This is a genomic window from Ornithinimicrobium humiphilum (genome assembly GCF_006716885.1).
GTDB lineage: Bacteria > Actinomycetota > Actinomycetes > Actinomycetales > Dermatophilaceae > Ornithinicoccus > Ornithinicoccus humiphilus.
Map to the genome: position 1 here is coordinate 924,479 of NZ_VFPU01000001.1, position 23,481 is coordinate 947,959.

15 protein-coding genes are annotated in these 23,481 nt (G+C 73.1%); 11 read left to right on the plus strand and 4 right to left on the minus strand.

Annotation, left to right across the window (positions count from 1 at the left end):
• Positions 1 to 62: 62 nt before the first annotated feature.
• Genes glgB through FB476_RS04255 form a run of 3 tightly spaced genes read right to left on the minus strand, consistent with a single transcriptional unit; the run spans position 63 to position 10,132 of the window.
• Positions 63 to 6,278 carry a 1,4-alpha-glucan branching protein GlgB gene (glgB, locus tag FB476_RS17170; RefSeq protein ID WP_141817680.1) on the minus strand — a complete coding sequence of 2,072 codons (6,216 nt, stop codon included), beginning with the start codon at positions 6,276 to 6,278 and terminating at the stop codon, positions 63 to 65.
• Entirely contained in the window at positions 6,278 to 8,032 is a 1,755-nt protein-coding gene (gene treS, locus FB476_RS04250) for a maltose alpha-D-glucosyltransferase (RefSeq protein ID WP_141817681.1), read from the minus strand. Before treS ends, glgB begins: the two co-directional genes overlap by 1 nt.
• Positions 8,033 to 8,041: 9 nt before the next feature.
• On the minus strand, positions 8,042 to 10,132 hold the full coding sequence (locus tag FB476_RS04255; protein ID WP_141817682.1) for an alpha-1,4-glucan--maltose-1-phosphate maltosyltransferase: 2,091 nt from the start codon (positions 10,130 to 10,132) through the stop codon (positions 8,042 to 8,044).
• Between the two features lie 122 nt (positions 10,133 to 10,254).
• On the opposite strand from FB476_RS04255, the gene glgP reads away from it, so the two are divergent.
• A complete protein-coding gene (glgP, locus tag FB476_RS04260; RefSeq protein ID WP_141817683.1) occupies positions 10,255 to 12,837 on the plus strand; it encodes an alpha-glucan family phosphorylase in 2,583 nt (860 codons plus the stop codon).
• A 106-nt stretch (positions 12,838 to 12,943) separates the two neighbouring features.
• Here glgP and glgX read toward each other — a convergent pair whose 3' ends face one another.
• Positions 12,944 to 15,088 carry a glycogen debranching protein GlgX gene (gene glgX, locus FB476_RS04265; RefSeq protein ID WP_141817684.1) on the minus strand — a complete coding sequence of 715 codons (2,145 nt, stop codon included), beginning with the start codon at positions 15,086 to 15,088 and terminating at the stop codon, positions 12,944 to 12,946.
• Between the two features lie 115 nt (positions 15,089 to 15,203).
• On the opposite strand from glgX, the gene FB476_RS04270 reads away from it, so the two are divergent.
• From FB476_RS04270 to FB476_RS04315, 10 genes are all read left to right on the plus strand, one after another.
• Positions 15,204 to 15,776: a hypothetical protein gene (locus tag FB476_RS04270; protein ID WP_141817685.1), complete on the plus strand. Its 573-nt coding sequence runs from the start codon at positions 15,204 to 15,206 to the stop codon at positions 15,774 to 15,776.
• On the plus strand, positions 15,773 to 16,573 hold the full coding sequence (locus tag FB476_RS04275) for an enoyl-CoA hydratase/isomerase family protein (protein WP_141817686.1): 801 nt from the start codon (positions 15,773 to 15,775) through the stop codon (positions 16,571 to 16,573). The genes FB476_RS04270 and FB476_RS04275 overlap by 4 nt, the downstream gene beginning before the upstream one ends.
• 364 nt (positions 16,574 to 16,937) lie before the next feature.
• The gene (locus FB476_RS04280; RefSeq protein WP_141817687.1) at positions 16,938 to 17,294 is read left to right on the plus strand and encodes a PadR family transcriptional regulator; all 357 of its coding nucleotides are present in this window, start codon (positions 16,938 to 16,940) and stop codon (positions 17,292 to 17,294) included.
• Position 17,295: 1 nt separating this feature from the next.
• Positions 17,296 to 18,069, plus strand: coding sequence for a hypothetical protein (locus FB476_RS04285; protein WP_141817688.1), 774 nt, complete (start codon positions 17,296 to 17,298; stop codon positions 18,067 to 18,069).
• An 87-nt stretch (positions 18,070 to 18,156) separates the two neighbouring features.
• Positions 18,157 to 18,936, plus strand: a complete 780-nt coding sequence (locus tag FB476_RS04290) for an electron transfer flavoprotein subunit beta/FixA family protein (protein ID WP_141817689.1) — start codon at positions 18,157 to 18,159, stop codon at positions 18,934 to 18,936.
• Positions 18,937 to 18,967: 31 nt separating this feature from the next.
• Positions 18,968 to 19,930: an electron transfer flavoprotein subunit alpha/FixB family protein gene (locus FB476_RS04295; protein ID WP_141817690.1), complete on the plus strand. Its 963-nt coding sequence runs from the start codon at positions 18,968 to 18,970 to the stop codon at positions 19,928 to 19,930.
• A 159-nt stretch (positions 19,931 to 20,089) separates the two neighbouring features.
• Positions 20,090 to 21,301, plus strand: a complete 1,212-nt coding sequence (locus tag FB476_RS04300; protein WP_141819843.1) for a cysteine desulfurase family protein — start codon at positions 20,090 to 20,092, stop codon at positions 21,299 to 21,301.
• Complete coding sequence (gene mnmA / locus FB476_RS04305; protein WP_141817691.1) at positions 21,298 to 22,419, plus strand: tRNA 2-thiouridine(34) synthase MnmA; 1,122 nt, start codon at positions 21,298 to 21,300, stop codon at positions 22,417 to 22,419. Before FB476_RS04300 ends, mnmA begins: the two co-directional genes overlap by 4 nt.
• 135 nt (positions 22,420 to 22,554) lie before the next feature.
• Positions 22,555 to 22,896 (plus strand): hypothetical protein, encoded by a 342-nt coding sequence (locus FB476_RS16625; RefSeq protein WP_202876897.1) that lies wholly within the window; start codon positions 22,555 to 22,557, stop codon positions 22,894 to 22,896.
• 68 nt (positions 22,897 to 22,964) lie between these two features.
• On the plus strand, positions 22,965 to 23,423 hold the full coding sequence (locus FB476_RS04315; RefSeq protein WP_141817692.1) for a DUF2752 domain-containing protein: 459 nt from the start codon (positions 22,965 to 22,967) through the stop codon (positions 23,421 to 23,423).
• The last annotated feature ends 58 nt before the right edge of the window (positions 23,424 to 23,481 follow it).

Consider the following 23,481-nt stretch of genomic DNA (forward strand, 5'->3'; position numbering starts at 1 on the left):
TCCGTGCGGAGGACGGGGCCCGGTCGTGCTCGGGAGCGTCGGGGGTCGCCGGTATGCGGTGCTCAGGCCTCCAGGGCCGCGTCGACGATCTGCTGAGCCTCCGCCTGCACCTGCGCGAGGTGCTCGGGTCCGCGGAAGGACTCGGCGTAGATCTTGTAGACGTCCTCGGTGCCCGACGGCCGGGCGGCGAACCACGCCGACTCGGTCGTCACCTTCACGCCGCCGATGGCTGCGCCGTTGCCGGGCGCCTCGGTGAGGATGGCCGTGACCGGCTCGCCGGCGATGCTCTCGGCCGTGATGTCGGAGGCCGAGAGCTTCTTCAGGCGGTCCTTGGCGGCCCGGTCGGCCGGGGCGTCGATCCGGGCGTAGGCGGGGTCGCCGTGCTCGGCGACGAGCTCGGCATACCGCTGGCTGGGGGTCTGGCCCGTCCTCGCGATGATCTCCGCCGACAGGAGCGCCAGGAGGATGCCGTCCTTGTCGGTGCTCCACACCGAGCCGTCCCGGCACAGGAAGGAGGCGCCCGCGGACTCCTCACCGCCGAAGCCGATCGACCCGTCGAGCAGGCCGTCCACGAACCACTTGAAGCCCACCGGCACCTCGACCAGCTCGCGACCGAGCGAGGCGGCGACCCGGTCGATCATCGAGGAGGAGACCAGCGTCTTGCCGATCGCGGTGCTCGCCGGCCACTCGGGCCGGGCCCCGCCGAAGAGGTAGTCGATCGCCACGGCGAGGTAGTGGTTGGGGTTCATCAGCCCGCCGTCGGCGGTGACGATGCCGTGCCGGTCGGCGTCCGCGTCGTTGCCGACCGCGACGTCGTAGCCGGAGCCCTCGGCCATGGTCCCGATGAGGGAGGCCATGGCGTTGGGGGAGGAGCAGTCCATGCGGATCTTGCCGTCCCAGTCCAGGGTCATGAACTCCCAGGTCGGGTCGACCCGCGTGTTGACGACGGTGAGGTCGAGGTCGTAGTGGTCGGCGATCATCTGCCAGTAGTGCACGGCCGCGCCGCCGAGCGGGTCGGCGGCGATGCGCACGCCCGCCTCCCGGATCGCGTCGATGTCGATGACCCGGTCCAGGCCGAGGACGTACTCGGCCATGAAGTCGTAGAGCTCGGCGGAGGTCAGGGCCTCCTCGAACGGCACCCGCCGCACGCCCTCGAGGCCGGCGCGCATGAGCTCGTTGGCCCGGTCGGCGATCCAGCCGGTGGCGTCGGTGTCCGCCGGTCCGCCCGACGGCGGGTTGTACTTGAACCCGCCGTCGCGTGGCGGGTTGTGCGAGGGCGTGACGACGATCCCGTCGGCGGTCCCCTCTGTGCTCTCGATCTCGCGGTTGTGGGCGAGGATCGCCCGCGAGACCGCCGGGGTCGGGGTGTAGCTCTCCTCCCCACCCACGTCGACCCAGACGTCGACGCCGTTGGCGACGAGCACCTCGAGGGCGCTGCGCCAGGCCGGCAGGGACAGCGCGTGGGTGTCCTTGCCGAGGAAGAGCGGCCCCTCGATGCCCTGGGCGGCGCGGTACTCGCAGATCGCCTGGGTGGTCGCGAGGATGTGGTGCTCGTTGAACGAGCCGTCCAGGGAGCTGCCGCGGTGCCCGGAGGTGCCGAAGGCGACCTGCTGGTCGACGTCCTCCGGGTCGGGGACGATCTCGGTGTAGGCCCGCACGACGGCGTCGACGTCGATGAGGTCCTCCGGCCGCGCCGGGGTGCCGGCACGCGACGAACGCCCCGAGGTGTCGTCCTCGGTGGCCACGTCGGCGCCCTCCGCCGCGTCGGCGCCCCCGGCGTCCTCGACCGTCTCGCCGGCGACGACCGCGGTGGCCGCGTCGGCCTCCTCGACCTCGACCGGGTCCGGCACCAGCCACACCGCCGCCATCGGAGGCACGGTGACGAGCGCCGAGAACGGCTGCCGCTGGTGCTCGTGGTCGTAGGCCTGGACGTAGCCGAGGTTGCCCTGGCCGGAGCCGCCGTAGTGCTCGGCGTCGGTGTTGAGCACCTCGCGCCAACGGCCGCCGTAGGGCAGACCGGTGTGCACCCGCTCCTGGGTGGTTCCGCTGAAGTTGATGACGACCGCAACGACCGGACGCAGGCCGTCCGGGCCCTCGTTGCCCCAGCGCAGGTAGGAGAAGACGTTGCGCGAGGCGTCGTCGGCGTCCAGCCACTGGAAGCCGTCCTCGTGGTGGTCGATCTGCCACAGCGCGGGCAGCTCGTCGTAGAGCCGGTTCAGGTCGCGGACGAGGTGCTGCACGCCGCGGTGCATCGGGTCCTCGGTGAGCTCCCACGACAGCGTGCCGCCGTCGGCCCACTCCTTGACCTGGGCGAACTCGGAGCCCATGAAGAGCAGCTGCTTGCCCGGGTGCGACCACTGGTAGGCGAGGAACGCCCGGGTCGTGGCGAACTTCTGCCAGGCGTCGCCGTACATCTTGCGCACCAGCGAGCCCTTGCCGTGCACGACCTCGTCGTGGCTGATCGGCAGGATGTACTTCTCGCTGAACGCGTAGACCAGGGAGAAGGTCAGCGCGTTGTGGTGGTGGGCCCGGGCGTAGGGGGACTGCGCCAGGTAGTTGAGCGTGTCGTGCATCCAGCCCATGTTCCACTTGAAGCCGAAGCCCAGTCCGCCCTCGTCGGTCGGCGCGGTGACGCCCGGCCAGGAGGTCGACTCCTCGGCGATCATCACCACGCCCGGGTTGCGCCGGTATGCCGTGGCGTTGGTCTCCTGCAGCAGGGCCACCGCCTCGAGGTTCTCCCGGCCGCCGTGGCGGTTGGGGATCCACTGGCCGGGCTCGCGCGAGTAGTCGAGGTAGAGCATCGACGCGACGCCGTCGACGCGCAGGCCGTCGGCGTGGAACTCCTCGAGCCAGTAGGTGGCGTTGGCGACGAGGAAGTTGCGCACCTGCGGGCGGCCGTAGTCGAAGATGTAGGACCCCCACTCCGGGTGCCAGCCCTTGCGGGGGTCCGGGTGCTCGTAGATCGGGGTGCCGTCGAAGCGGGCCAGCGCCCACGGGTCGGTGGCGAAGTGGCCCGGGACCCAGTCCAGGATCACGCCGACGCCCGCCTGGTGCAGCCGGTCGACGAGCAGCCGCAGGCCGTCCTCGTGGCCGAACCGGCTGTCCGCGGCGTAGTAGCCCGTGACGTGGTAGCCCCACGAGGGGCCGTAGGGGTGCTGCATGACCGGCATGAGCTCGACGTGGGTGAAGCCCATCTCCGCCACGTAGGAGACCAGCTGGTCGGCCAGCTCCTCGTAGCCCAGGCCCTGCCGCCAGGAGGCCAGGTGGACCTCGTAGACGCTCATCGGGCCGTGGTGGACGTCCGTCCGCGCACGCCGCTCCATCCACTCCCGGTCGTTCCACTCGTAGGTCGAGACGGAGACGACGGAGTTGTTGAAGGGCGGCACCTCGGTGGCACGGGCCATCGGGTCGGCCTTGGCGCGGCGGGTGCCGTCGGGGCCGGTGATGTCGTACTTGTAGTGCGCGCCGGCGCCGACGCCCGGGATGAAGATCTCCCAGACGCCCACCGTCTCGTGCACGTGCATCGCGTGGGCGTTGCCGTCCCAGCCGTTGAAGTCGCCGATGACGTGGACCGCGAGGGCGTTGGGCGCCCAGACGGCGAAGTGGGTGCCGGTGACCTCGCCGAGCTCGTCGCGCACGGTGCGCACGTGCGAGCCCAGCACCTTCCACAGCTCCTCGTGGCGTCCCTCGCCGATGAGGTGCAGGTCGAGCTCGCCGATCTGCGGCTGGTAGCGGTAGGCGTCGTCGACGACCCGGCGCGCGCCGCGCTCGGAGACGGCCAGACGGTAGTCGGGCACGTCCTCCTGCTGGACGACGGCGACCCAGATGCCGCCGGTCTCCTCGGTCATCGGCACCTCGGTGCCGTCGGCGAGCTGCACGGCGACGGCCTCGGCGGTCGGCTGCACGGTGCGGATGGTCACGTGCCCCTCGTGGGGGTGGGCGCCCAGCACGCGGTGCGGGTCGCGGTGCAGGCCGTGGACCACGTCGGTCGCCTCGTCGAGGTCGAGCGGCAGGGTGTGCGGCGGCGGGGGCTCCTCCGGCGGGGTGAGGGGGATGCGGCGCACCTGGGTGGCGCGGGTGCCCGGCACGGCGGGCTCGTCGTCCTCGAGGACGCTGCCGGTCACGACGGCGGGGGAGGCCAGGGCCTCGCTCCAGGCCCGCTCGCGCTGGACGACCGGGTCCACGGGTCGCCCGTCCGGGCCCAGCGCGGGGGTGGACCCGCTCGCGCCGGGGTAGTCCCACCGGACCTCGGCGGCCAGGCGGTCGACGGACGGCTGCGGCTCGGAGTCGGGCCCGCCCGGGGCACCGACCGTGCCGAAGGCGGTGACCATCTCCGGCGGCGGCGGCACGGGGGCGTGCGGGCGGCTGCCGCTGGCGGTGAACGGCGCAGGGGTATGCGGTGCACCCCGGTCCGCGGGCGCGCCGGCCTCGGACTCGCCCGTGGACGGGCCGGTGCTCGGGGCGACGTCCTCCGGGAGGGAGGCCAGGCCGGCGACGTCGGTCGCGGCGGCCCCGGAGCCCGGCGCCCCGACGACGTGGTGGGCGTCCGACGCGGCGGGGGCCGCGGGCACGGGGACGTCCTCGACGGGACGGGCGGCGCCCTCCTCGGGGGCGGCCTCGGAGCGCACCACGCCCTCGGCGTCGACCAGGGAGCCGGCACCGTCGGCCGGACCGTCCACGACGCCGAAGTCGGCGGGCACCGGCCCGTCGGCAGGGGCGGTGGCCTGCGTGCCGGGGTCGGCGTCGGGAGAGGCGAAGCCGATGCCCCCGGAGGTGCCGGCCTCGGACGAGCCGCGCGACCGCATACCCGTGTAGGCGGCCTCGGGCTCGGGGGCGCGGTGACGTCCGCCGCGGCCGGAGCGCTCCGGGCGACCGGTCTCGGGCGGGTTGCCCCCGGGCGCGGCGTGCCGACCCTGGGGCCGGCCGACGAGCCGCTGGACGGCCGCGACCGGGATCGGGGTCCAGTCGGGCCGGTTGCGCGCCTCGTAGACGACCTCGTAGAGGGCCTTGTCGAGCTCGAGGGCGTCGAGCACCCGCCGGAGGGCGGGGTCGTCGAGGTCCTCGCCGCTCTCGGCGGCCCAACCCTCGAGGTAGGCGGCGCGGGCGGCCTCGGCCCACTCCCGGCGCTCGCCGTCTCCGGCCAGCTCGACGGAGCCGGCCGCGTAGTCGAAGGAGCGCAGCATGCCGGCGACGTCGCGCAGCGCGAGGTCGGGGGCCACCCGCTCGGACAGCGGCCGCATGGGCTCGCCCTCGAAGTCGAGCAGCACCCAGCCCCGGCGGGGCACCTCGAGCACCTGGCCGAGGTGGAGGTCGCCATGGACCCGCTGCAGCGGGGGCGTGTCGAGCTCCTCGAGCGCGGCGTAGGCGTCCTCGACCCGTGCGCGGTAGGCCTCGAGCTCGGGCACCTCGGCGAAGGCGGCCTCGGCGCGGCGGCGCATGCGGTCGGCGAGGTCGGTGCGGGTGGCGGCGTCGGCGGGGACCGTGCCGAAGGCGTCGCGCAGCGAGGCGTGCACACGTGCGGTGGTGACCCCGAGGGCATGCGCCTGCTCGGTCAGGTCCTCGCCGGCGCGGGCGGCGTCGAGCGCCACCTGCCAGGCGTCGCGGGTGTCCTGGAGGAACTCCTGGACGTAGGCGAGGTGCCCGTCCGCGGGGGAGCCGTCGGGCTGGGTCCAGCCGCCCTCGAGGTAGCCGATCGGCCCCGGCACCATCCGGTTGCCCAGCGGCGCGATGGCGCTGGGCACGGTGACGTCGGGGTTCTCGCCCGGCTGCAGGACGCGGAAGATCTTGACGAGGACGGGACGGGTCTCGCCCTCCGGCTCGACGGCCACGGAGGTGTTGGACTGCTCCCCGCGCAGCACGCGGGAGGCACCGAGGCGCGGCGCGCTGCCGCCGGCGATGACGCGGTGCCCGTAGGTGCCGTCGGTCTCGCCCTCGGCGTAGACCTGCTCGAGCAGGGTCTGGACGAAGACCGGGTCGTGCGGGGCGTCGTAGACGTAGCGGGTGCCGAGCTCGGAGTGCTCGGTGACGGCGACGAGGGCGTCGGCCAGCGACTCCTCCGCCGCGGCGCGGTAGGTGAGCGGCACCTGGTAGACGATCTCCTCGTCCCCGGAGCGGTCGACGACGAGGTGGCCCTCGAGGCCGACCTCGCCGGCGGGGTCCTCCCACCGGTAGCCGCCGACGCGCTCGAGCACGGGCACGTGGCCCTTGCCGCGGTACCAGCGCTGGCGGGCGACCCACGCGGGCAGGAAGTCGGCGGGACCGGGCGACAGGGATGCCATCAGGAGTCCTCCTTGGCGAGGGTGGGGGACGCGGCCGGGGCCGCGGCGGCCGCCGCGGGCTCCAGGCCGAGCCAGAAGAAGTCGCGCGAGCCGAGGGTCAGCCGCACGGTGCCGTCCTCCTCGATGTCGGGGAAGCCGGTGCCCCCGAACAGGTCGCTGGTCACCGCGCCCGCCAGCGAGGGCGGCAGGGTGATGGTGGCCGCCTGCGGCCGCGAGGAGAGGTTGCTGACGCACAGCACGGCGGGGTGGCCGTCGCGCTCGCCGGCGTCGTCCTCGGGCAGCACGCGCACGAAGGCCAGGATGGTGTCGTTGTCGGCCTCGCACAGGTGGAACTCGCCCAGGCCGAAGACCTCGTGGGCCGCGCGGACCTGCAGCATCCCGCGCATCCAGTGCAGCAGGGAGGACCCGCTGGCCATCTGCGCCTCGACGTTGACCGAGTTGTAGTGGTAGACGAGCGAGGTGATGACCGGCAGGTAGAGCTTGCCGGGGTCGGCGGTGGAGAAGCCGGCGTTGCGGTCGGGTGTCCACTGCATCGGCGTGCGGACCGCGTCGCGGTCGTTGAGCCAGATGTTGTCGCCCATGCCGATCTCGTCGCCGTAGTAGAGGCAGGGTGAGCCGGGCAGCGACAGCAGCAGGGCGTTGATGAGCTCCAGCTCGCTGCGCGAGTTGTCGAGCAGCGGTGCCAGCCGGCGGCGGATGCCGACGTTGGCACGCATGCGCGGGTCGGGGGCGTACCAGCCGTACATGGCCGTGCGCTCCTCCGCCGTGACCATCTCGAGCGTGAGCTCGTCGTGGTTGCGCAGGAAGGTGCCCCACTGCGTCCCGCGCGGGATCGGGGGCGTCTCGTTCATCACCCGGATGATCGGCTCGGCCTTCTCCTCGCGCAGGGAGTAGAACAGCCGCGGCATGACCGGGAAGTGGAAGCACATGTGGCACTCGGGGGCGTCGTCGGTGCCGTAGTAGTCGACGACCTCGGCAGGCATCTGGTTGGCCTCGGCCAGCAGCACCCGGCCGGGATACTCCCGGTCCACCATCGCGCGCAGGTCCGCGAGGAACCGGTGGGTCCGCGGCAGGTTCTCGCAGTTGGTGCCCTCCTCCTCGAAGAGGTAGGGCACGGCGTCGAGCCGGAAGCCGTCGATGCCCATGTCCATCCAGAACCGGACGACGTCGAACATCGCCTCCTGGACGGCCGGGTTCTCGAAGTTGAGATCGGGCTGGTGGGAGAAGAACCGGTGCCAGAAGTACTGGCGCCGGACCGCGTCGAAGGTCCAGTTGGAGGTCTCGGTGTCGACGAAGATGATGCGCGCGTCGCTGTACTTCTCGTCGGTGTCGGACCAGACGTAGAAGTCGCCGTAGGGGCCCTCCGGGTCGGAGCGGCTGGCCTGGAACCACGGGTGCTGGTCGCTGGTGTGGTTCATCACCAGGTCGGTGATGATGCGGATGCCGCGTGCGTGCGCCTGGCTGATGAGCTCGCGGAAGTCCGGCAGGGTGCCGAACTCGGGCAGCACCGCGGTGTAGTCGGCCACGTCATACCCGCCGTCGCGCAGCGGGGAGGCGTAGAACGGCGGGATCCACAGGCAGTCGACCCCGAGCCACTGGAGGTAGTCGAGCCGGCTCACCAGACCGCTGAAGTCGCCCGACCCCGACCCGGTGGAGTCGTCGAAGGCCCGCACGAGCACCTCGTAGAAGACGGCCTTGCGGAACCAGTCGGGGTCGTTCTTCAGACCCGGCTGGTGCAGGTTGAGCCCTCGCATCGTGTCCTCTCAGTCCTTCGTCACGGAGATGATGTGCAGCGGCTCCTCGCCGTAGCCCGGTCCGAGCCGGACGTAGGGCGAGTCGTCCCACGTCCACCGCTGGCCGGTCACCAGGTCGTGGGCGGTGAAGCTGTCGTGCCAGCCCAGGCCCTGGCCGAGCGCCGGCAGCGACAGGTGCAGGCGGGTCTCCCGCACCGTGAAGGGGTCGAGGTTGGCCACGACCAGCACGGTGTCGGACTCCGACCCGTCGCCGGCCCCGCCGCCGTGCTTGGAGAAGACCAGGACGTTCTCGTCCTCGGCGTGGTGGAAGGTGATGTTGCGCAGCCAGTGCAGCGAGGGGTGCTCACGCCGGACGCGGTTGAGCATCGTCAGCCAGCCCGTGAGGTCAGGACGCCCGGGGACGGGGTCGTCCCAGCGGCGGTCCTTGTACTCGTACTTCTCGTTGTCGACGTGCTCCTCGGCGCCGGGACGCGGGATGTGCTCGACGTGCTCGTAGCCGGTGTAGATGCCGTAGGTCGGGACCAGCGTGGCGGCGAGCGCCGAGCGCACCAGGTGGGCGGTGATGCCGCCCTGCTGCATGTAGGGCGTGAGGATGTCGTGCGTCGTCGGCCAGAAGCTGGGGCGCATGTAGTGCGCCGTCTCGGTGGCCAGCTCGGTGACGTAGTCGCGCAGCTCGCCGGCGGTGTTGCGCCAGGCGTAGTAGGTGTAGGACTGCTGGAAGCCGACCTTGGCCAGGGTGCGCATCATCGCCGGGCGGGTGAAGGCCTCGGCCAGCCAGATGACCTCGGGGTGGTCGACCGCGACGTCGGCGATGAGCCACTGCCAGAACTCCACCGGCTTGGTGTGGGGGTTGTCGACGCGGAAGATCGTCACGCCGTGGTCGATCCACACCTGCACCACGCGACGGATCTCGGCGTAGATCGCCTCGGGGGCGTTGTCGAAGTTGAGCGGGTAGATGTCCTGGTACTTCTTGGGCGGGTTCTCGGCGTAGGCGATCGTGCCGTCGGCGCGGGTGGTGAAGAACTCGGGGTGCTCGGTGACCCAGGGGTGGTCCGGGGAGGCCTGCAGGGCCAGGTCGAGCGCGACCTGCAGCCCCTCCTGCTCCGCGCGGGCCACGAAGGCGTCGAAGTCGTCCCAGTCGCCCAGGTCGGGGTGGAGCGCGTCGTGCCCGCCCTCCTCGGCGCCGATGGCGTAGGGCGAGCCGGGGTCGTGCTCCTCGGCCGTGAGGGTGTTGTTGCGGCCCTTGCGGTTGGTCCGGCCGATCGGGTGCACGGGGGTGAGGTAGACGACGTCGAAGCCCATCGCGGCGATCGCGGGCAGCCGCTCCTGGGCGGTCTCGAAGGTGCCGCTGGTCCACAACCCCGTCACGGGGTCGCGGCGGGCGCCCTCGGAGCGGGGGAAGATCTCGTACCAGGCACCGGTGAGGGCCAGCTTGCGCTCCACCCACCAGGTGTAGGTGGGGCTCGGGCTGACGTAGTCACGCAGCGGGGCGGCCGCGAGGATCTCGCGGACCTCGGGGGTCAGGCCGGACGACAGGCGCTCGGGCACCGGGAGCGCGCTCGCGCGCAGCCGGGCGATGGCCTCCTCGAGGACCCGCTCGTGCTCGGCGGGGCGCGCGACCTCGTCCAGCGCCCGCTCCAGCACGCGCGCGCCCTCCTCGAGCATGAGCTCGACGTCGACGCCGGCCTGGATCTTGATCTGGCCGTCGTGGCGCCAGGTGGCGTAGGGGTCGGACCACCCCTCGACGCGGAAGCCCCAGACGCCCTCGCGGTCGGCCGAGACCGCGGCGCGCCAGTGGGACAGGCCCTCGTTGACGCAGGTCATCGTGACGGGGTGCTCGCCGCCGTCGGGGTCGACGAGGACGACGGTCGCGTTGACCGCGTCGTGACCCTCGCGGAAGACGGTGGCGGTGATCGTAAAGACCTCGCCCACCACCGACTTGGTGGGACGGCGTCCTCCGTCCACCACGGGCTCGACGTCGAGGACCGGGATGCGGCCCACGGGCGCCTGACCGAGGACGGTGAGCACCGACCTGTCGATCGGGGCGGGGCGGGGCGAGACATCGGCGGCGGCTGCGGGCGTGGTCGAGTGCTCGGTCACGCGCCTCACGCTACCCGTGAAAGCGGTCACCGGGCATCCCCACCGCGCCCCCACCTGCCCTGACGTGATCCCTACGCCGTGCCTGCAAGATCTTGCAGTGCGGTCCCCTATCCTTGCCCCTCGTGAAGGCTATTCGTCGGTTGCACGTCCGGACCGCCCTCCCCGAGACCCTCTCCCCGCTGCACGACCTTGCGCTCAACCTGCGCTGGTCCTGGCACCCGCCGACCCGCGACCTGTTCGCCGGTCTCGACCCCGAGCTGTGGGAGTCGACCGGGCAGGACCCGGTGGCGATCCTGTCCTCGCTGCGCAGCGAGGACATGGAGCGGCTGGCGGCGGACGAGGACTTCGTCGCCCGCGTGCGCGAGGTCCACGAGGACCTCCAGCGCTACCTGAGCACGCCCCGCTGGTACCACGAGCACGGCGCAGGGGAGCGCGACGGCCGCACCCTCGAGGCCATCGCCTACTTCTCCCCGGAGTTCGGCATCACCTCGGTGCTGCCGCAGTACTCCGGCGGCCTGGGGATCCTCGCCGGCGACCACCTCAAGGCGGCCTCCGACCAGGGCATCCCGATCGTGGGCGTCGGCCTCTTCTACAAGTCCGGCTACTTCGCCCAGCGCTTCAACGCCGACGGCTGGCAGCAGGAGTCCTACCCGGTCCTCGACCCGGACGACCTGCCCCTGTCGCTGCTGCGCGAGGAGGACGGCGCCCCGGTCGTCATCCGCCTGGCGATGCCCCACGGCGGCCACCTCGACGCGCACGTGTGGCGCGCCCAGGTCGGACGCGTGCCGCTGCTGCTGCTCGACTCCGACGTCGAGTCCAACGACCCCAGCCGTCGCGAGGTGACCAACCGCCTCTACGGCGGAGGTGGCGACCAGCGCCTCGAGCAAGAGATGCTGCTCGGCATCGGCGGCGTCCGCGCGCTGCGGGCCCACTCCCGCATCACCGGCGCCCCCGCGCCGACCGTCTACCACACCAACGAGGGCCACGCCGGCTTCCAGGGCGTCGAGCGGATCAGCGAGCTGGTGACCCAGCACGGTCTGGCCTTCGACGAGGCGCTGCAGGCCGTCCGTGCCGGCACCGTCTTCACCACCCACACCCCCGTGCCGGCCGGCATCGACCGCTTCGCGATGGAGGCGATCCACGCCCACTTCGGCGGCGAGGGCAACGGCCTGCCCGGCGTCCCCGTCGACCGGCTCCTGGCGCTGGGCGCCGAGGACTACGACGGCGGCGACCCCTCCCGCTTCAACATGGCCGTCATGGGCATGCGCCTGGGCCAGCGGGTCAACGGCGTGAGCAAGCTGCACGGCGCCGTGAGCCGGGAGATGTTCCAGGGCCTGTGGCCGGGCTTCGACGTCGAGGAGGTGCCGATCGGCTCGGTCACCAACGGCGTGCACGCCGGCACCTGGGTGGACCGCAGCCTCTACGACCTCGCCCGCGACCACCTCGGGCCCGAGGTGTCCGCGCGCTCGGTCTTCACCCGCATCCACCAGGTGCCGATCGACGCCTTCTGGGAGACCAAGCGCGAGCTGCGCCAGCAGCTCATCGAGGACGCCCGCGCACGCTTCCACCAGTCGCTGCTCGACCGGGGGGCGACCGCGGCCGAGCTGGGCTGGACCCAGGACATCCTCGACCCCGACGTGCTGACGATCGGCTTCGCCCGGCGCGGCGCCACCTACAAGCGCCTCACGCTCATGCTGCGCGACCCCGAGCGCCTCAAGAAGCTGCTCACCGACCCCGAGCGGCCGGTCCAGGTCGTCATCGCGGGCAAGTCGCACCCGGCCGACGACACCGGCAAGGCGCTCATCCAGCAGATGGTCCGCTTCACCGACGACCCCGAGGTCCGCGGCAGGATCATCTACCTGCCCAACTACGACATCGCGATGGCCCAGCGCCTCTACCCGGGCTGCGACGTCTGGCTCAACAACCCGCTGCGCCCCTTCGAGGCGTGCGGCACCTCGGGCATGAAGGCCGCGCTCAACGGCGCCCTCAACCTCTCGATCCTCGACGGCTGGTGGGACGAGTGGTACGACGGCCAGAACGGCTGGGCGATCCCGACCGCCGACGGCGTCGAGGACCCCGAGCGCCGCGACGACCTCGAGGCCTCCGCCCTCTACGAGCTGCTCGAGAAGACGGTCGTCCCGACGTTCTACGACCGCGACGAGCAGGGCCTGCCCCAGCGGTGGCTCGAGATGGTCAGCCACACGCTGTCCACGCTCGGCCCGAAGGTCCTCGCCGACCGCATGGTCCGCGACTACACCGAGTCCCTCTACTGGCCGGCCGCCCACGCGGCCTGGGCGGTCGAGGCCGACGGGTACGCCGGTGCGCGCTCGCTGGCGGCCTACGTCGACAAGGTGAAGGCCAACTGGCGGCACGTGCGCGTCGACCACGTGGACGCCGAAGGCCTGGCGGACGCCCCGCAGATCGGTGACGAGATCGCGGTGCACGCCTACGTGGCGCTCGGCGACCTCGACCCGCGCGAGGTCCGGGTGCAGATGGCCTACGGCCGGGCCAACGCCGAGGACACCATCACCGACCCGGAGTACGTCGACCTGCAGCCGACGCAGTCCTACGAGGAGGGCCGCCACCGCTTCGACGGCCGCCTCCGCCTCGCCCGCACGGGCGCCCTGGGCTGGACGGTCCGGGTGCTGCCGCGGCACGAGCACCTCTCGTCCGACGCCGAGCTGGGGCTCGTCACCCTGCCCTGACGCGGCCCCGACGACGCCGACGGCCCGGTTCCCCTCACGGGGAGCCGGGCCGTCGCCCGTTCCGGTATGCCGTCGCCCGGGTCCGCGTCGGGGTCGGCCCCCGCCGTCAGGCGGGGGGCTCCTCCAGCTGGCCGACCAGCACGGTGAGGCTCGTCGCGGGGACGGCCCACGGCATACCCGGCTCCAGCTCGTCGCCCTCGGGCAGGGACGCCGCGCTGCTCCAGCGGACCGTCCAGGCCTGCACCCCGTCGACCGCCGGCGGGGCCACCTCGGTGCCGGAGGAGCCGGCGTGCAGGACGAGGGCCACGGCCTGCCGGTCGTGCTCCTCGTGCAGCGTGTCGTAGAGCGCCACCACGGTCCGTCTGCGCGGGTCCTCCCACGCCTGGTGCGAGACGCTGCCACCGTCCTCGGCGTACCAGCGCAGCCGCGTCCGCCCCGGCTCCGGCTCGAAGGTCGGCAGCAGCGCGGGACGCAGGACCGCCAGCTCGCGCCGCAGGGCCACGAGCGTCCGGGCGTCGGCCAGCAGCTCCTCCTGCCAGGGCTCCAGCCGCCAGGACACCCAGGAGAGGGCGTTGTCCTGGTTGTAGGCGTTGTTGTTGCCCTGCTGGGTCCGGCCGAGCTCGTCGCCGGCGACGATCATGGGCACACCGGTGGACAGCAGCACCGTGCCGAGCAGGTTGCGCATCGAGCGGCGCCGGTCCTCGAGCACCCGGGCGTCGGTCGTCGGGCCCTCGACGCCGTGGTTCCAGGAGCGGTTGTCGCCGTGCCCGTCGCGGTTGTCCTCGCCGTTGGCGTGGTTGTGCTTGTGGTCGTAGGCCGTGAGGTCGGCGAGCGTGAAGCCGTCGTGGGCGGTGACCATGTTGACCGAGGCGGTGGCGCCCCGGTCGGTGCCGACGACGTCGGCGGAGCCGGCGATGCGGGTGGCCAGCTCGCGCACGCCGTGGCCGGCGTGGCCCTCGCGCTCGCGGGCGACGTCGGCGAGCCAGAAGGTGCGCACGGTGTCGCGGTAGCGGTCGTTCCACTCCCGGAAGGGCGGCGGGAACTGCCCGGTGCGCCAGCCGTGCGGACCGACGTCCCAGGGCTCGGCGATCAGCTTGACCTGCGAGAGCACCGGGTCGGTCTGCAGCGCCACGAGGAAGGGGTGGTCGGGGGAGAAGCCGTGCGAGCCGCGCGCCAGGGCCGGCGCGAGGTCGAAGCGGAAGCCGTCGACGTGGTAGTCCTCCACCCAGTGCCGCAGCGAGTCGAGCACCATCCGCACGACGAGCGGGTCGCGCAGGTCGACGGAGTTGCCGGTGCCGGTGACGTCGGCGTCGCGGCCGTGCGCGTCGAGGCGGTAGTAGGTCTGGTTGTCCAGGCCGCGCCACGACAGCGTGGGCCCGCCGGTGCAGGACTGCTCGGCGGTGTGGTTGTAGACGACGTCGAGCAGCACCTCGATGCCGACGGAGTGCAGCGCGCGCACCGCCCCCTTGAGCTCGTCGACCACGCCCTGCGGGTCGTTGGCGGAGGCGTAGCCGGCGTGCGGCGCGAAGAACCCCAGGGTGTTGTAACCCCAGTAGTTGCGCAGGCCTCGCTCCACCAGCGCCGGCTCGGAGGCGAAGGCGTGCACGGGCAGCAGCTCCAGCGAGGTCACACCGAGACCGGTGAGGTGGTCGAGCACCGCGGGGTGGCCCAGCGCGGCATACGTGCCCTGCAGCTCGGGCGGCACCTCCGGGTGGCGCATGGTGAGGCCGCGGACGTGAGCCTCGTAGACCACCGTGCGCGACCACGGCACCGCGGGCGGCTCGTCGTCGCCCCAGTCGTAGGCGTGGTCGACGACGACCGAGCGCGGCACGAGGGCGGCTGAGTCGCGGTCGTCCCGCTCGTCGGGGTGGTGCCGGCCGTCGGCGTCCACCACGTGGCCGTAGACCTCGGGCTCCCAGTGCACCCAGCCGTCGACCGCCCGGCCGTAGGGGTCGAGCAGCAGCTTGGCGGGGTTGTGGCGGTGGCCGGCCGCCGGGTCCCAGGGGCCGTCGGCCCGGAAGCCGTAGCGGGTGCCCGGGGCGAGCAGGCCCTCCGGCACGACGTCCCACCAGATGCCGGAGACGTGCCACCGCAGGGGCACGCGGCGCTCGCCGTCGGGGGTGTCGACGCACAGCTCGACGGCGGTGGCGTGGCGGGCCACGACCGCCACCTCGGTGCCGAGCTCGGAGGTGGTGACGCCCAGCGGCGGCGGGCTCTCGGGGCTGCGGCGCGGGCGCGCGGGCGGGACCATGCGCCCCAGGGTATGCAGCGCGCACGGGTCCCCGTGGGACCCCGCCGCGGGCGCCGCGCACCGCCTCCCACCGGGGCGGCTTCGGCCGTCCTGGCCTGCCGGGTACGTTGGGGCCATGACCGATCCCACGTCGTTCCCCAACTTCCCGCCGCCGCCGCAGGACCGCCCGCTCTCCGGCCGCGTGATCGATGCGCTGCAGGACATGAACCTCAGCCCCAACCTGGACCCCGAGGGCGACGTGTCCTTCGAGATCAACGACCAGAAGATGTTCGTCAAGGTCGTCCAGGGCGAGCAGTTCGACATCATGCGGGTCTTCGGGCAGTGGCAGGTCGCCAGCACCGTGCCGGCCGACATGCTGACGCGCCTCAACGGCTGCAACGACGTCACGCTGGGCGTCAACCTCGTCAAGGCCGGCATCGCCGGCGGCAACCTCGTGCTCGCCGTGGAGCAGATCATCGCCCGCCAGGAGCAGCCCAAGCCCAAGCTGCAGATCGCGACCGGCCTCATCCTGCAGGCGCTGTCGCTCTGGCACCGCAACGTCGTCGCCAAGTCCCAGGCCGAGCAGGGCCTGGAGCCCGAGCTGCCGGAGAACGCCCCCGAGGGCACCGCCGTCGGCCCGTGGCTGTCCATCGGCTCCGCCGGCCAGCAGGGCTGGGGCGCCGCGACCCCCGAGGAAGGTGAGAAGTGAGCCGTACCGTGAGCACGGCCAGCGAGTTCGTCCGGGTGGAGATCGACTCCAGCATCGCCACCATCCGGATCGACCGGCCGAAGATGAACCCGCTGTCGATCGAGATCCAGGACGCCATCGGTGAGGCGGCCAGCATCGTCTCCGCCGACGACGAGGTCGCGGCGGTCGTGGTCTACGGCGGCGAGAAGGTGTTCGCCGCGGGCGCGGACATCAAGGAGATGCAGGGCATGTCCTACACCGACATGGTCCAGCGCGCCCCGCTCATCCAGGCCTGCTTCACCGCCGTCGCCCGGATCCCCAAGCCGACCGTCGCCGCGATCGAGGGCTACGCCCTGGGCGCCGGGTGCGAGCTGGCGATGTGCTGCGACTTCCGCGTCGTCGCCGAGGACGCGCGCCTCGGCCAGCCGGAGATCCTGCTCGGCGTCATCCCCGGGGCCGGCGGCACCCAGCGCCTGGCCCGCCTCGTCGGCGCCTCCCGCGCCAAGGACCTGGTCTTCACCGGCCGCATGATCGACGCCCAGGAGGCGCTGGCGATCGGCCTCGCCGACGAGGTCGCCCCGGCCGGTGGCGCCTACGCCGCCGCCGTCGCCCGCGTCGAGCGCTACGTCCACGGCCCGGCCTTCGCGCTGCGCGCCGCCAAGGAGGCCATCGACCGGGGTCTGGACAACGACCTCGAGACCGGTCTGGCGATCGAGGCGATGCAGTTCGCCGGCGTCTTCGCCACCAAGGACCGCGAGATCGGCATGACGTCCTTCGTCAAGGACGGTCCGGGGAAGGCCTCCTTCGAGGGCCGCTGACCCGTCCGACCGCCGCCAGGCCGGGTGCTCCACGACGGAGCACCCGGCCTGCGGCATACCGGGGGTGTGGGGGTGGGAGGGCGCTCGTGGGCGGCTGTCGAACAGAGTGGTGGGTTGTGGTCGCCAGAGCGACCACAACCCACCACTGCGTCGATGAGGTCGGTGGCCGGCAGTCGGAGGCCCCTGCGGGCCGGGGCGCCCGAGAGTGGGACGAGTTCGTGTCGTCATGGCGGCACGAACCCGTCCCATTGTTCGCACGAGGCGGCGGCCGACTGCTCCAGGAGGGAGCACCGGGTATGGCGTGGGCAGGGGGAACGCTCATCACTAGCTTGCGTCTCTGACTAGTCAGTCATACGATCTAGTCATGAGCGCGGAACAGTGGCCGAGCGAGTGGCTGCGCGGGGTGCTGGGCGTGTGCGTCCTGCGGATCCTGCTCGACGGCCCGAGCTACGGCTATGCCCTCACCCAGCGCCTCGCGGAGGCCGGCCTGGGCGCCGTCAAGGGCGGCACCCTCTACCCATTGCTCGGCCGCCTCGAGGAGGCGGGCCACGTCGAGGTCGAGTGGCGGCCCGGCGAGGGCGGTCCCGGCCGCAAGTACTTCGCGCTCACCGCCCAGGGGCGCCGCGAGGCCGCCGAGCTGGCCGCCCGCTGGGCCGCCTTCACCACGACCACCCGCGAGCTCACCGACGGTGCGCTCGCCCAGCAGGCAGGGAGCAGCTGACATGGACCACACCCCCGGACGGGCCCGCGGCAGGCTGGCCGAGAAGGTCGCCGGCGACCCCGCCGCCATCGCCCCGCACGTCGACCCGGACTGGCGCGAGGAGTTCGTCGTGGAGCTGCGTCTCCTCTCCGTCCCCGGTGCCAGGATTGGCGACGCGTTGCTGACCGTCGAGGCCCACGTCGTGGAGGCGGGGGAGCCCGCGTCCGAGGCGTTCGGCGACGCCCGGACCTACGCCCGCGAGATCGCTGCCGCCACGGGAGCCGCCGGCACCGGCTGGCGCGTCGGGGCCGCGACGGTCGTGAGCACGCTGCTCGGCCTGGTCGGGATGCTCGTCACCGTCGCGGCCTTCGGCGGCTGGCTGGACGGCGGACCGGTCGAGGTCACGACCGGCGAGCTGGTCGGCCTGGCGGTCCTGGTGCTGCTCGCCTCCACCCTGTTCCTCGACGCCACCCTGCGCGTGGTCGTGGAGCACCGCTGGCTGGCCCTCCTCGCCCCGGCGGTGCTGGTCGGCGTCGTCGTCGGCCTCTACGGCCTGTTCGCCGAGCCGCTCCTCACGGTGCCGGCCCTGCCCCTGGGGCTGGCCGGGGTCCTGCTCCTCGTGGTCAGCACGGTCGTCAGCTGGTTCGACGGACCCGCGGACGGCGACCGGATCACCGCCCCGGGTCAGGGGCGTGGGCCGGTCAGGGGCGTCCGGGTCTTCTCGGCCCTGGTGCTCCCGCTGATGACGCTCCTCCTGCTCGCCCTCACCTGGGCGCTGCACGCCATCCTCGGCTAAGTGCCTGCCGACCCCCGTGTTCGGGAACGCCTGCCGTGAGTGTCAAGATGGACCCCACCTGATTCCGCAACCACGAGGACGTGACAGATGAACATCGTCGTCTGTGTGAAGTACGTGCCCGACGCCCAGGGTGACCGGGGCTTCGAGGCTGACCACACCGCTGACCGCGAGTCCGTGGACGGGCTCCTGTCCGAGCTGGACGAGTACGCCGTCGAGGCCGCGCTGCAGCTGGTCGAGGCCGGCGAGGGTGAGGTCACGGTCCTGACGATGGGCCCGGACGACGCGGTGGCCGCGGTGAAGAAGGCGCTGCAGATGGGCGCGGACAAGGGCGTCGTCGTGACCGACGACGCGATCGCCGGCTCCGACGCGCTGGCCACCTCCCTGGTGCTCGCCGAGGCCATCAAGAAGATCGGCGACGTCGACCTGGTCGTCACCGGTCTCGCCTCCACCGACGGCGTGATGAGCGTCGTGCCCGCCATGCTGGCCGAGCGCCTGGGCCTGCCCCAGGTGACCTTCGCCTCCGAGCTGTCCGTCGAGGGCTCGACCGTGCGCGTCCGCCGCGACTCCGAGACCGACTCCCAGACCGTCGAGGCCTCGCTGCCGGCGCTGGTGAGCGTCACCGACCAGATCAACGAGCCGCGCTACCCCTCCTTCAAGGGGATCATGGCCGCCAAGAAGAAGCCCGTGGACACCTGGAGCCTCGCCGACCTCGGCGTGGACGCCTCGCAGGTGGGTCTCGACGCCGCGCTCTCGCAGGTCGTCGAGATCACCGCCCGCCCGCCGCGCGCGGCCGGCGAGGTCGTGACCGACGAGGGCGACGGCGGCGTGAAGCTGGCGCAGTTCCTGGCCTCCCGCAAGTTCGTCTGAGACCGACCAAGACCTCAAGGAGATAGCGCAGATGGCTGAAGTTCTCGTCCTGGTCGACCACGTCGACGGCGACGTCCGCAAGTCCACCCTGGAGGCCCTGACCGCTGCCGCCCGCCTGGGCGAGCCCGCCGCGGTCTTCGTCGGCGCCGGAGCCCCGGCCGCCGCCGAGACCCTGGGCGCGCACGGCGCGACCAAGGTCTACGCGGTCGAGTCCTCCGAGGTGACGGACCACCTCGTGGCCCCGCTCGCCGAGGTCCTGGCCACCCTCGTGGGTCAGACCTCCCCGGCGGCGGTGCTGCTGCCCTCCACCAGCGAGGGCAAGGAGGTCGCCGCCCGCCTCGCGGTCAAGACCTCCTCCGGCATCATCACGGACGCGGTCGACGTCACCCCCGCCGACGGCGGCGGCGTGCAGACCGTCCAGTCGGTCTTCGCCGGTTCCTACACCGTCACCTCCGTGGTGCGGCAGGGGTCCCCGGTGGTCACGCTCAAGCCCAACAGCATCCCGGTCGAGCAGACCGGCGGCGCCCCGGCGGCCGTCGAGACCGTCGACGTGCAGCTCTCGGACGCCGCGAAGGCGGCCCGCATCACCGAGCGCAAGGAGAAGGCCGCCAGCGGCCGTCCGTCCCTGACCGAGGCCGCCATCGTGGTCTCCGGCGGGCGCGGCACCGGTGGCGACTTCTCGCCGGTCGAGGCCTTCGCGGACTCCCTCGGCGCGGCCGTCGGCGCCTCCCGCGCCGCCGTCGACGCGGGCTGGTACCCGCACTCGGCACAGGTGGGCCAGACCGGTGTCCAGGTCTCCCCGCAGCTCTACGTCGCGGCCGGCATCTCCGGTGCCATCCAGCACCGCGCCGGCATGCAGACCTCGAAGACGATCGTCGCGGTCAACAAGGACCCCGAGGCCCCGATCTTCGAGCTCGTCGACTACGGCGTCGTGGGCGACCTCTTCACGGTCCTTCCGCAGGCCACCGAGGAGATCGGCAAGCTCAAGGGCTGACCGCCCCGCACGTCCCGACGCGTCCCGCAGGACCCGGCTCCGGCCGGAGGCCTGCGGGACGCGGCGTTCCCGGGCGCCTCTCCGCTCGCTCACAGGGAGCCCCGGCCCGTGCCCGCCGCCCAGGAGCCTCCCGGCAGGCGCACGTAGACTCGTCCGGTGCTGACTTCGACCTCCGTCTACCTCGACCACGCCGCCACCACCCCGGTGCTGGACGAGGTTGTCGAGGTCGTCGCCCGCACCATGCGCCAGGTCGGCAACGCCAGCTCGCTGCACGGCCCCGGCCGCGAGGCACGGCGGGTCGTCGAGGAGTCCCGCGAGCGGGTCGCCGAGGCGCTGCGGGTGCGCCCCTCGGAGGTGATCTTCACCTCGGGCGGCACCGAGTCGGACAACATCGCCGTCAAGGGCACCTACGCCGCGCGACTCCACGGCCCGGACGGTCTGCGGCGCGACCGCCTGGTCGTCTCCGGCGTCGAGCACCACGCCGTCCTCGACTCGGTCGAGCACCTCGTCCGCGCGCACGGCGCCCGCGTCACCTGGGTCGAGCCGGACGCCGAGGGCCTCGTCACCCCGCAGGCCTTCGCCACCGCGCTCGAGGCCGACGGCGGCCCGGAGAACGTCGCGGTCGCCAGCGTGATGTGGGCCAACAACGAGGTCGGCACCGTCCAGCCGGTGCCCGAGCTCGCCGCGCTCGCCCGCGCGCACGGCATACCGTTCCACTCCGACGCGGTGCAGGCGCTCGGCCAGGTGCCCGTCGACCTGTCCACCGTCGACCTCGGCGTGATCACGGGCCACAAGATCGGCGGCCCCCTCGGGGTCGGCGTGCTCACGGCCGGCCGCGACCAGAAGCCGGTGCCGCTGACCCACGGCGGCGGCCAGGAGCGCCAGCTGCGCTCGGGCACCCTCGACACCCCCGGCATCGCCGGCCTGGCCGAGGCGGTCGCGCACGCGGCCGAGCACCAGGCCAGCCACGCCCGCCACCTCTCGGTGCTGCGCGACTCCCTCATCCAGGGCGCGCTGGCCATCGACGACGCCATCCGCGTCAGCGGCCGCTGGTCCCCGGGCGACGTCACCGGTCGCCTGCCCGGCAACGTCCACCTGCGCGTCGCCGACTGCGAGGGCGACTCCCTGCTCTACCTGCTCGACGCCGCCGGCATCGCGTGCTCCACCGGCTCGGCCTGCCGCGCCGGCGTGCCCCGGCCCAGCCACGTGCTGCTGGCGATGGGCGTCCCGGAGCGCGAGGCCGTCGGCGCCCTGCGCCTCACCCTCGGCCACGGCTCCAGCCAGGCCGACGTCGACGCCTTCCTCGCCGCCCTGCCCGCCGCCCTCGAGCGCGCCCGCCGGGCCCACGCCGCCTCCCGGAGCCGCGTGTGAGGGTGGTGGCCGCGATGAGCGGCGGCGTGGACAGCGCCGTCGCCGCTGCGCGCATGCTCGACGCCGGGCACGAGGTCGTGGGCGTGCACCTCGCGCTGGCCCAGTCGGCGGCGACCCTGCGCGAGAGCGCCCGCGGCTGCTGCACGATCGAGGACGCCGGCGACGCACGTCGGGTGGCGGACCGCCTCGGCATCCCGTTCTACGTCTGGGACATGGCCGAGCGCTTCCGCGAGGACGTCGTCGAGGACTTCGTCGCCGAGTACGCCGCGGGCCGCACGCCCAACCCGTGCCTGCGCTGCAACGAGAAGATCAAGTTCGCCGCGCTGCTCGACAAGGCGCTGGCCCTCGGCTTCGACGCCGTCGCGACCGGGCACTACGCCCAGGTCGTCGAGGTGCCCGCCCCCGACGCACCCGGCGGCGTGCGGCGCGAGCTGCACCGGGCCGTGGACGCCGCCAAGGACCAGTCCTACGTGCTCGGCGTGCTCGACGCCGACCAGCTCGCCCGCTCCTTCTTCCCGCTCGGCGACACGACCAAGCCGCAGATCCGGCAGGAGGCCGCCGAGCGCGGCTTCTCCGTGGCCAAGAAGCCCGACAGCCACGACATCTGCTTCATCTCCGACGGCGACACCCGCGGCTGGCTCGCCGGTCGCCTCGGCCGGCGCCCCGGCCCGGTCGTCGACACCGAGGGCACGGTGCTCGGGGAGCACGACGGCGCCCACGGCTACACCGTCGGGCAGCGCCGCGGGCTCGGCCTCAAGGTGCCGCCGCCGGACGGCTCCAAGAGGTTTGTCGTGTCCACCGACACCCGCACCAACACCGTCGTCGTCGGTCCCGAGGAGCTGCTCGGCGTCGACCTGATCACCGCCGACCACGTGCGCTGGTGCGGCCCCGCGCCGGAGGACGAGGTGCGCGTGGGCGCCCAGGTGCGCGCCCACGGGGCCGAGCACCCCGCCACCGCCCGGGTCGAGCGCGGCGACGGTGAGGACCGCCTCGTCGTGCGTCTCGAGGAGCGCGTCCGCGGCGTCGCGCCGGGGCAGTCGGTGGTGCTCTACGAGGGCACCCGGGTCGTCGGTTCGGGCACCATCGCGCGCGCCGGGCGCGCGGCAGCCGCCGACTGAGGACACCGCCCGGCGGCACGTCGTCCCCAGGGGACGGCCGCACGTCCGGCGTTCGGACCTGCCGGTGTGCGAGGATCGGCGGCGCGGTCGGAGAGCCCCTCCGGCCAGTCGAGCACAGCGACGAAGGAGTCCCAGATGTCCTACGAGTCCTCCCCGCCCCCGCCCCCCGGAGGCGGCACCCCCGGCTGGGAGCCGCCTCCCGGCGGCCAGGGCGGCTTCGGCCTCGGTGGCCCGGGCGCCGAGCACCCGGAGGGGCAGAAGCTCCTCATCACCAGCATCATCGCCCTGATCTGCTGCGCCCCGGTCAACATCTGGGTGCTCGTCAAGTCCAACGGCATCCTCGGGGCCCCCGGCGGCTACGACGTCAACAAGGTCAAGACCGCCCGCATCATCGCGATCGTCTCGCTGGTGCTGTGGGCCCTCGGCATCGTCTTCAACTGGTCGACCGGCGCCATGTCCAACTTCTCCGACTTCTGACAGGTCCCCGGGGGCCCGCCGTCGGGTGGGCCCCCGGACCAGCCGGCACCACCAGATCGAGACCAGGTATGACGAGCACCGCACCGCCCTCGCACGGCACCGCCGCGGCCCCCGACCGGGCCACCGGGCGGTGGCGCCGCCTGCGCACGCCGCTGCTCACCGCCGCCAGCGCCCTCGGCCTCTGCACCGCTGTTGCCCTGCGCGACCCCAACGACCCGGGCAGCTGGCTCACCTGCCCCTACCTGGCGACCACCGGCCTCGTCTGCCCCGGCTGCGGCACGCTGCGGGCGATCCACGCCCTCAGTCACGGCGACGTCGCGACCGCCTGGCAGCGCAACCCGGCCCTGCTGGTCGTCGGTCCGCTGCTCGTGCTCGTGTGGTTGACCGCCGTGCGACGCGCGTGGCTGGGCGTCCCGCGCCGCTGGACCCCGGGCCCCCGGCTGCTCGCCACGATCCCGGTCCTCGTCGCGGCCTACTGGGTGCTCCGCAACGTGCCCGGGCTGGAGTGGCTGGGTCCGGGAGCCTGACGCCCCGTCCGGGCCGCACCCGACCCTTGGAGGCCCGGCCGTCCGACCCGCGCAGGGT

What these genes read in the sequence shown, in the direction of transcription:
- glgB (WP_141817680.1), bottom strand. Translation starts at nt 6,278, where the DNA reads ATGGCATCCCTGTCGCCCGGTCCCGCCGACTTCCTGCCCGCGTGGGTC.
- treS (WP_141817681.1), bottom strand. Translation starts at nt 8,032, where the DNA reads ATGCGAGGGCTCAACCTGCACCAGCCGGGTCTGAAGAACGACCCCGAC.
- glgX (WP_141817684.1), bottom strand. Translation starts at nt 15,088, where the DNA reads ATGGTCCCGCCCGCGCGCCCGCGCCGCAGCCCCGAGAGCCCGCCGCCG.
- FB476_RS04270 (WP_141817685.1), top strand. Translation starts at nt 15,204, where the DNA reads ATGACCGATCCCACGTCGTTCCCCAACTTCCCGCCGCCGCCGCAGGAC.
- FB476_RS04280 (WP_141817687.1), top strand. Translation starts at nt 16,938, where the DNA reads ATGAGCGCGGAACAGTGGCCGAGCGAGTGGCTGCGCGGGGTGCTGGGC.
- FB476_RS04285 (WP_141817688.1), top strand. Translation starts at nt 17,296, where the DNA reads ATGGACCACACCCCCGGACGGGCCCGCGGCAGGCTGGCCGAGAAGGTC.
- FB476_RS04290 (WP_141817689.1), top strand. Translation starts at nt 18,157, where the DNA reads ATGAACATCGTCGTCTGTGTGAAGTACGTGCCCGACGCCCAGGGTGAC.
- FB476_RS04295 (WP_141817690.1), top strand. Translation starts at nt 18,968, where the DNA reads ATGGCTGAAGTTCTCGTCCTGGTCGACCACGTCGACGGCGACGTCCGC.
- FB476_RS16625 (WP_202876897.1), top strand. Translation starts at nt 22,555, where the DNA reads ATGTCCTACGAGTCCTCCCCGCCCCCGCCCCCCGGAGGCGGCACCCCC.
- FB476_RS04315 (WP_141817692.1), top strand. Translation starts at nt 22,965, where the DNA reads ATGACGAGCACCGCACCGCCCTCGCACGGCACCGCCGCGGCCCCCGAC.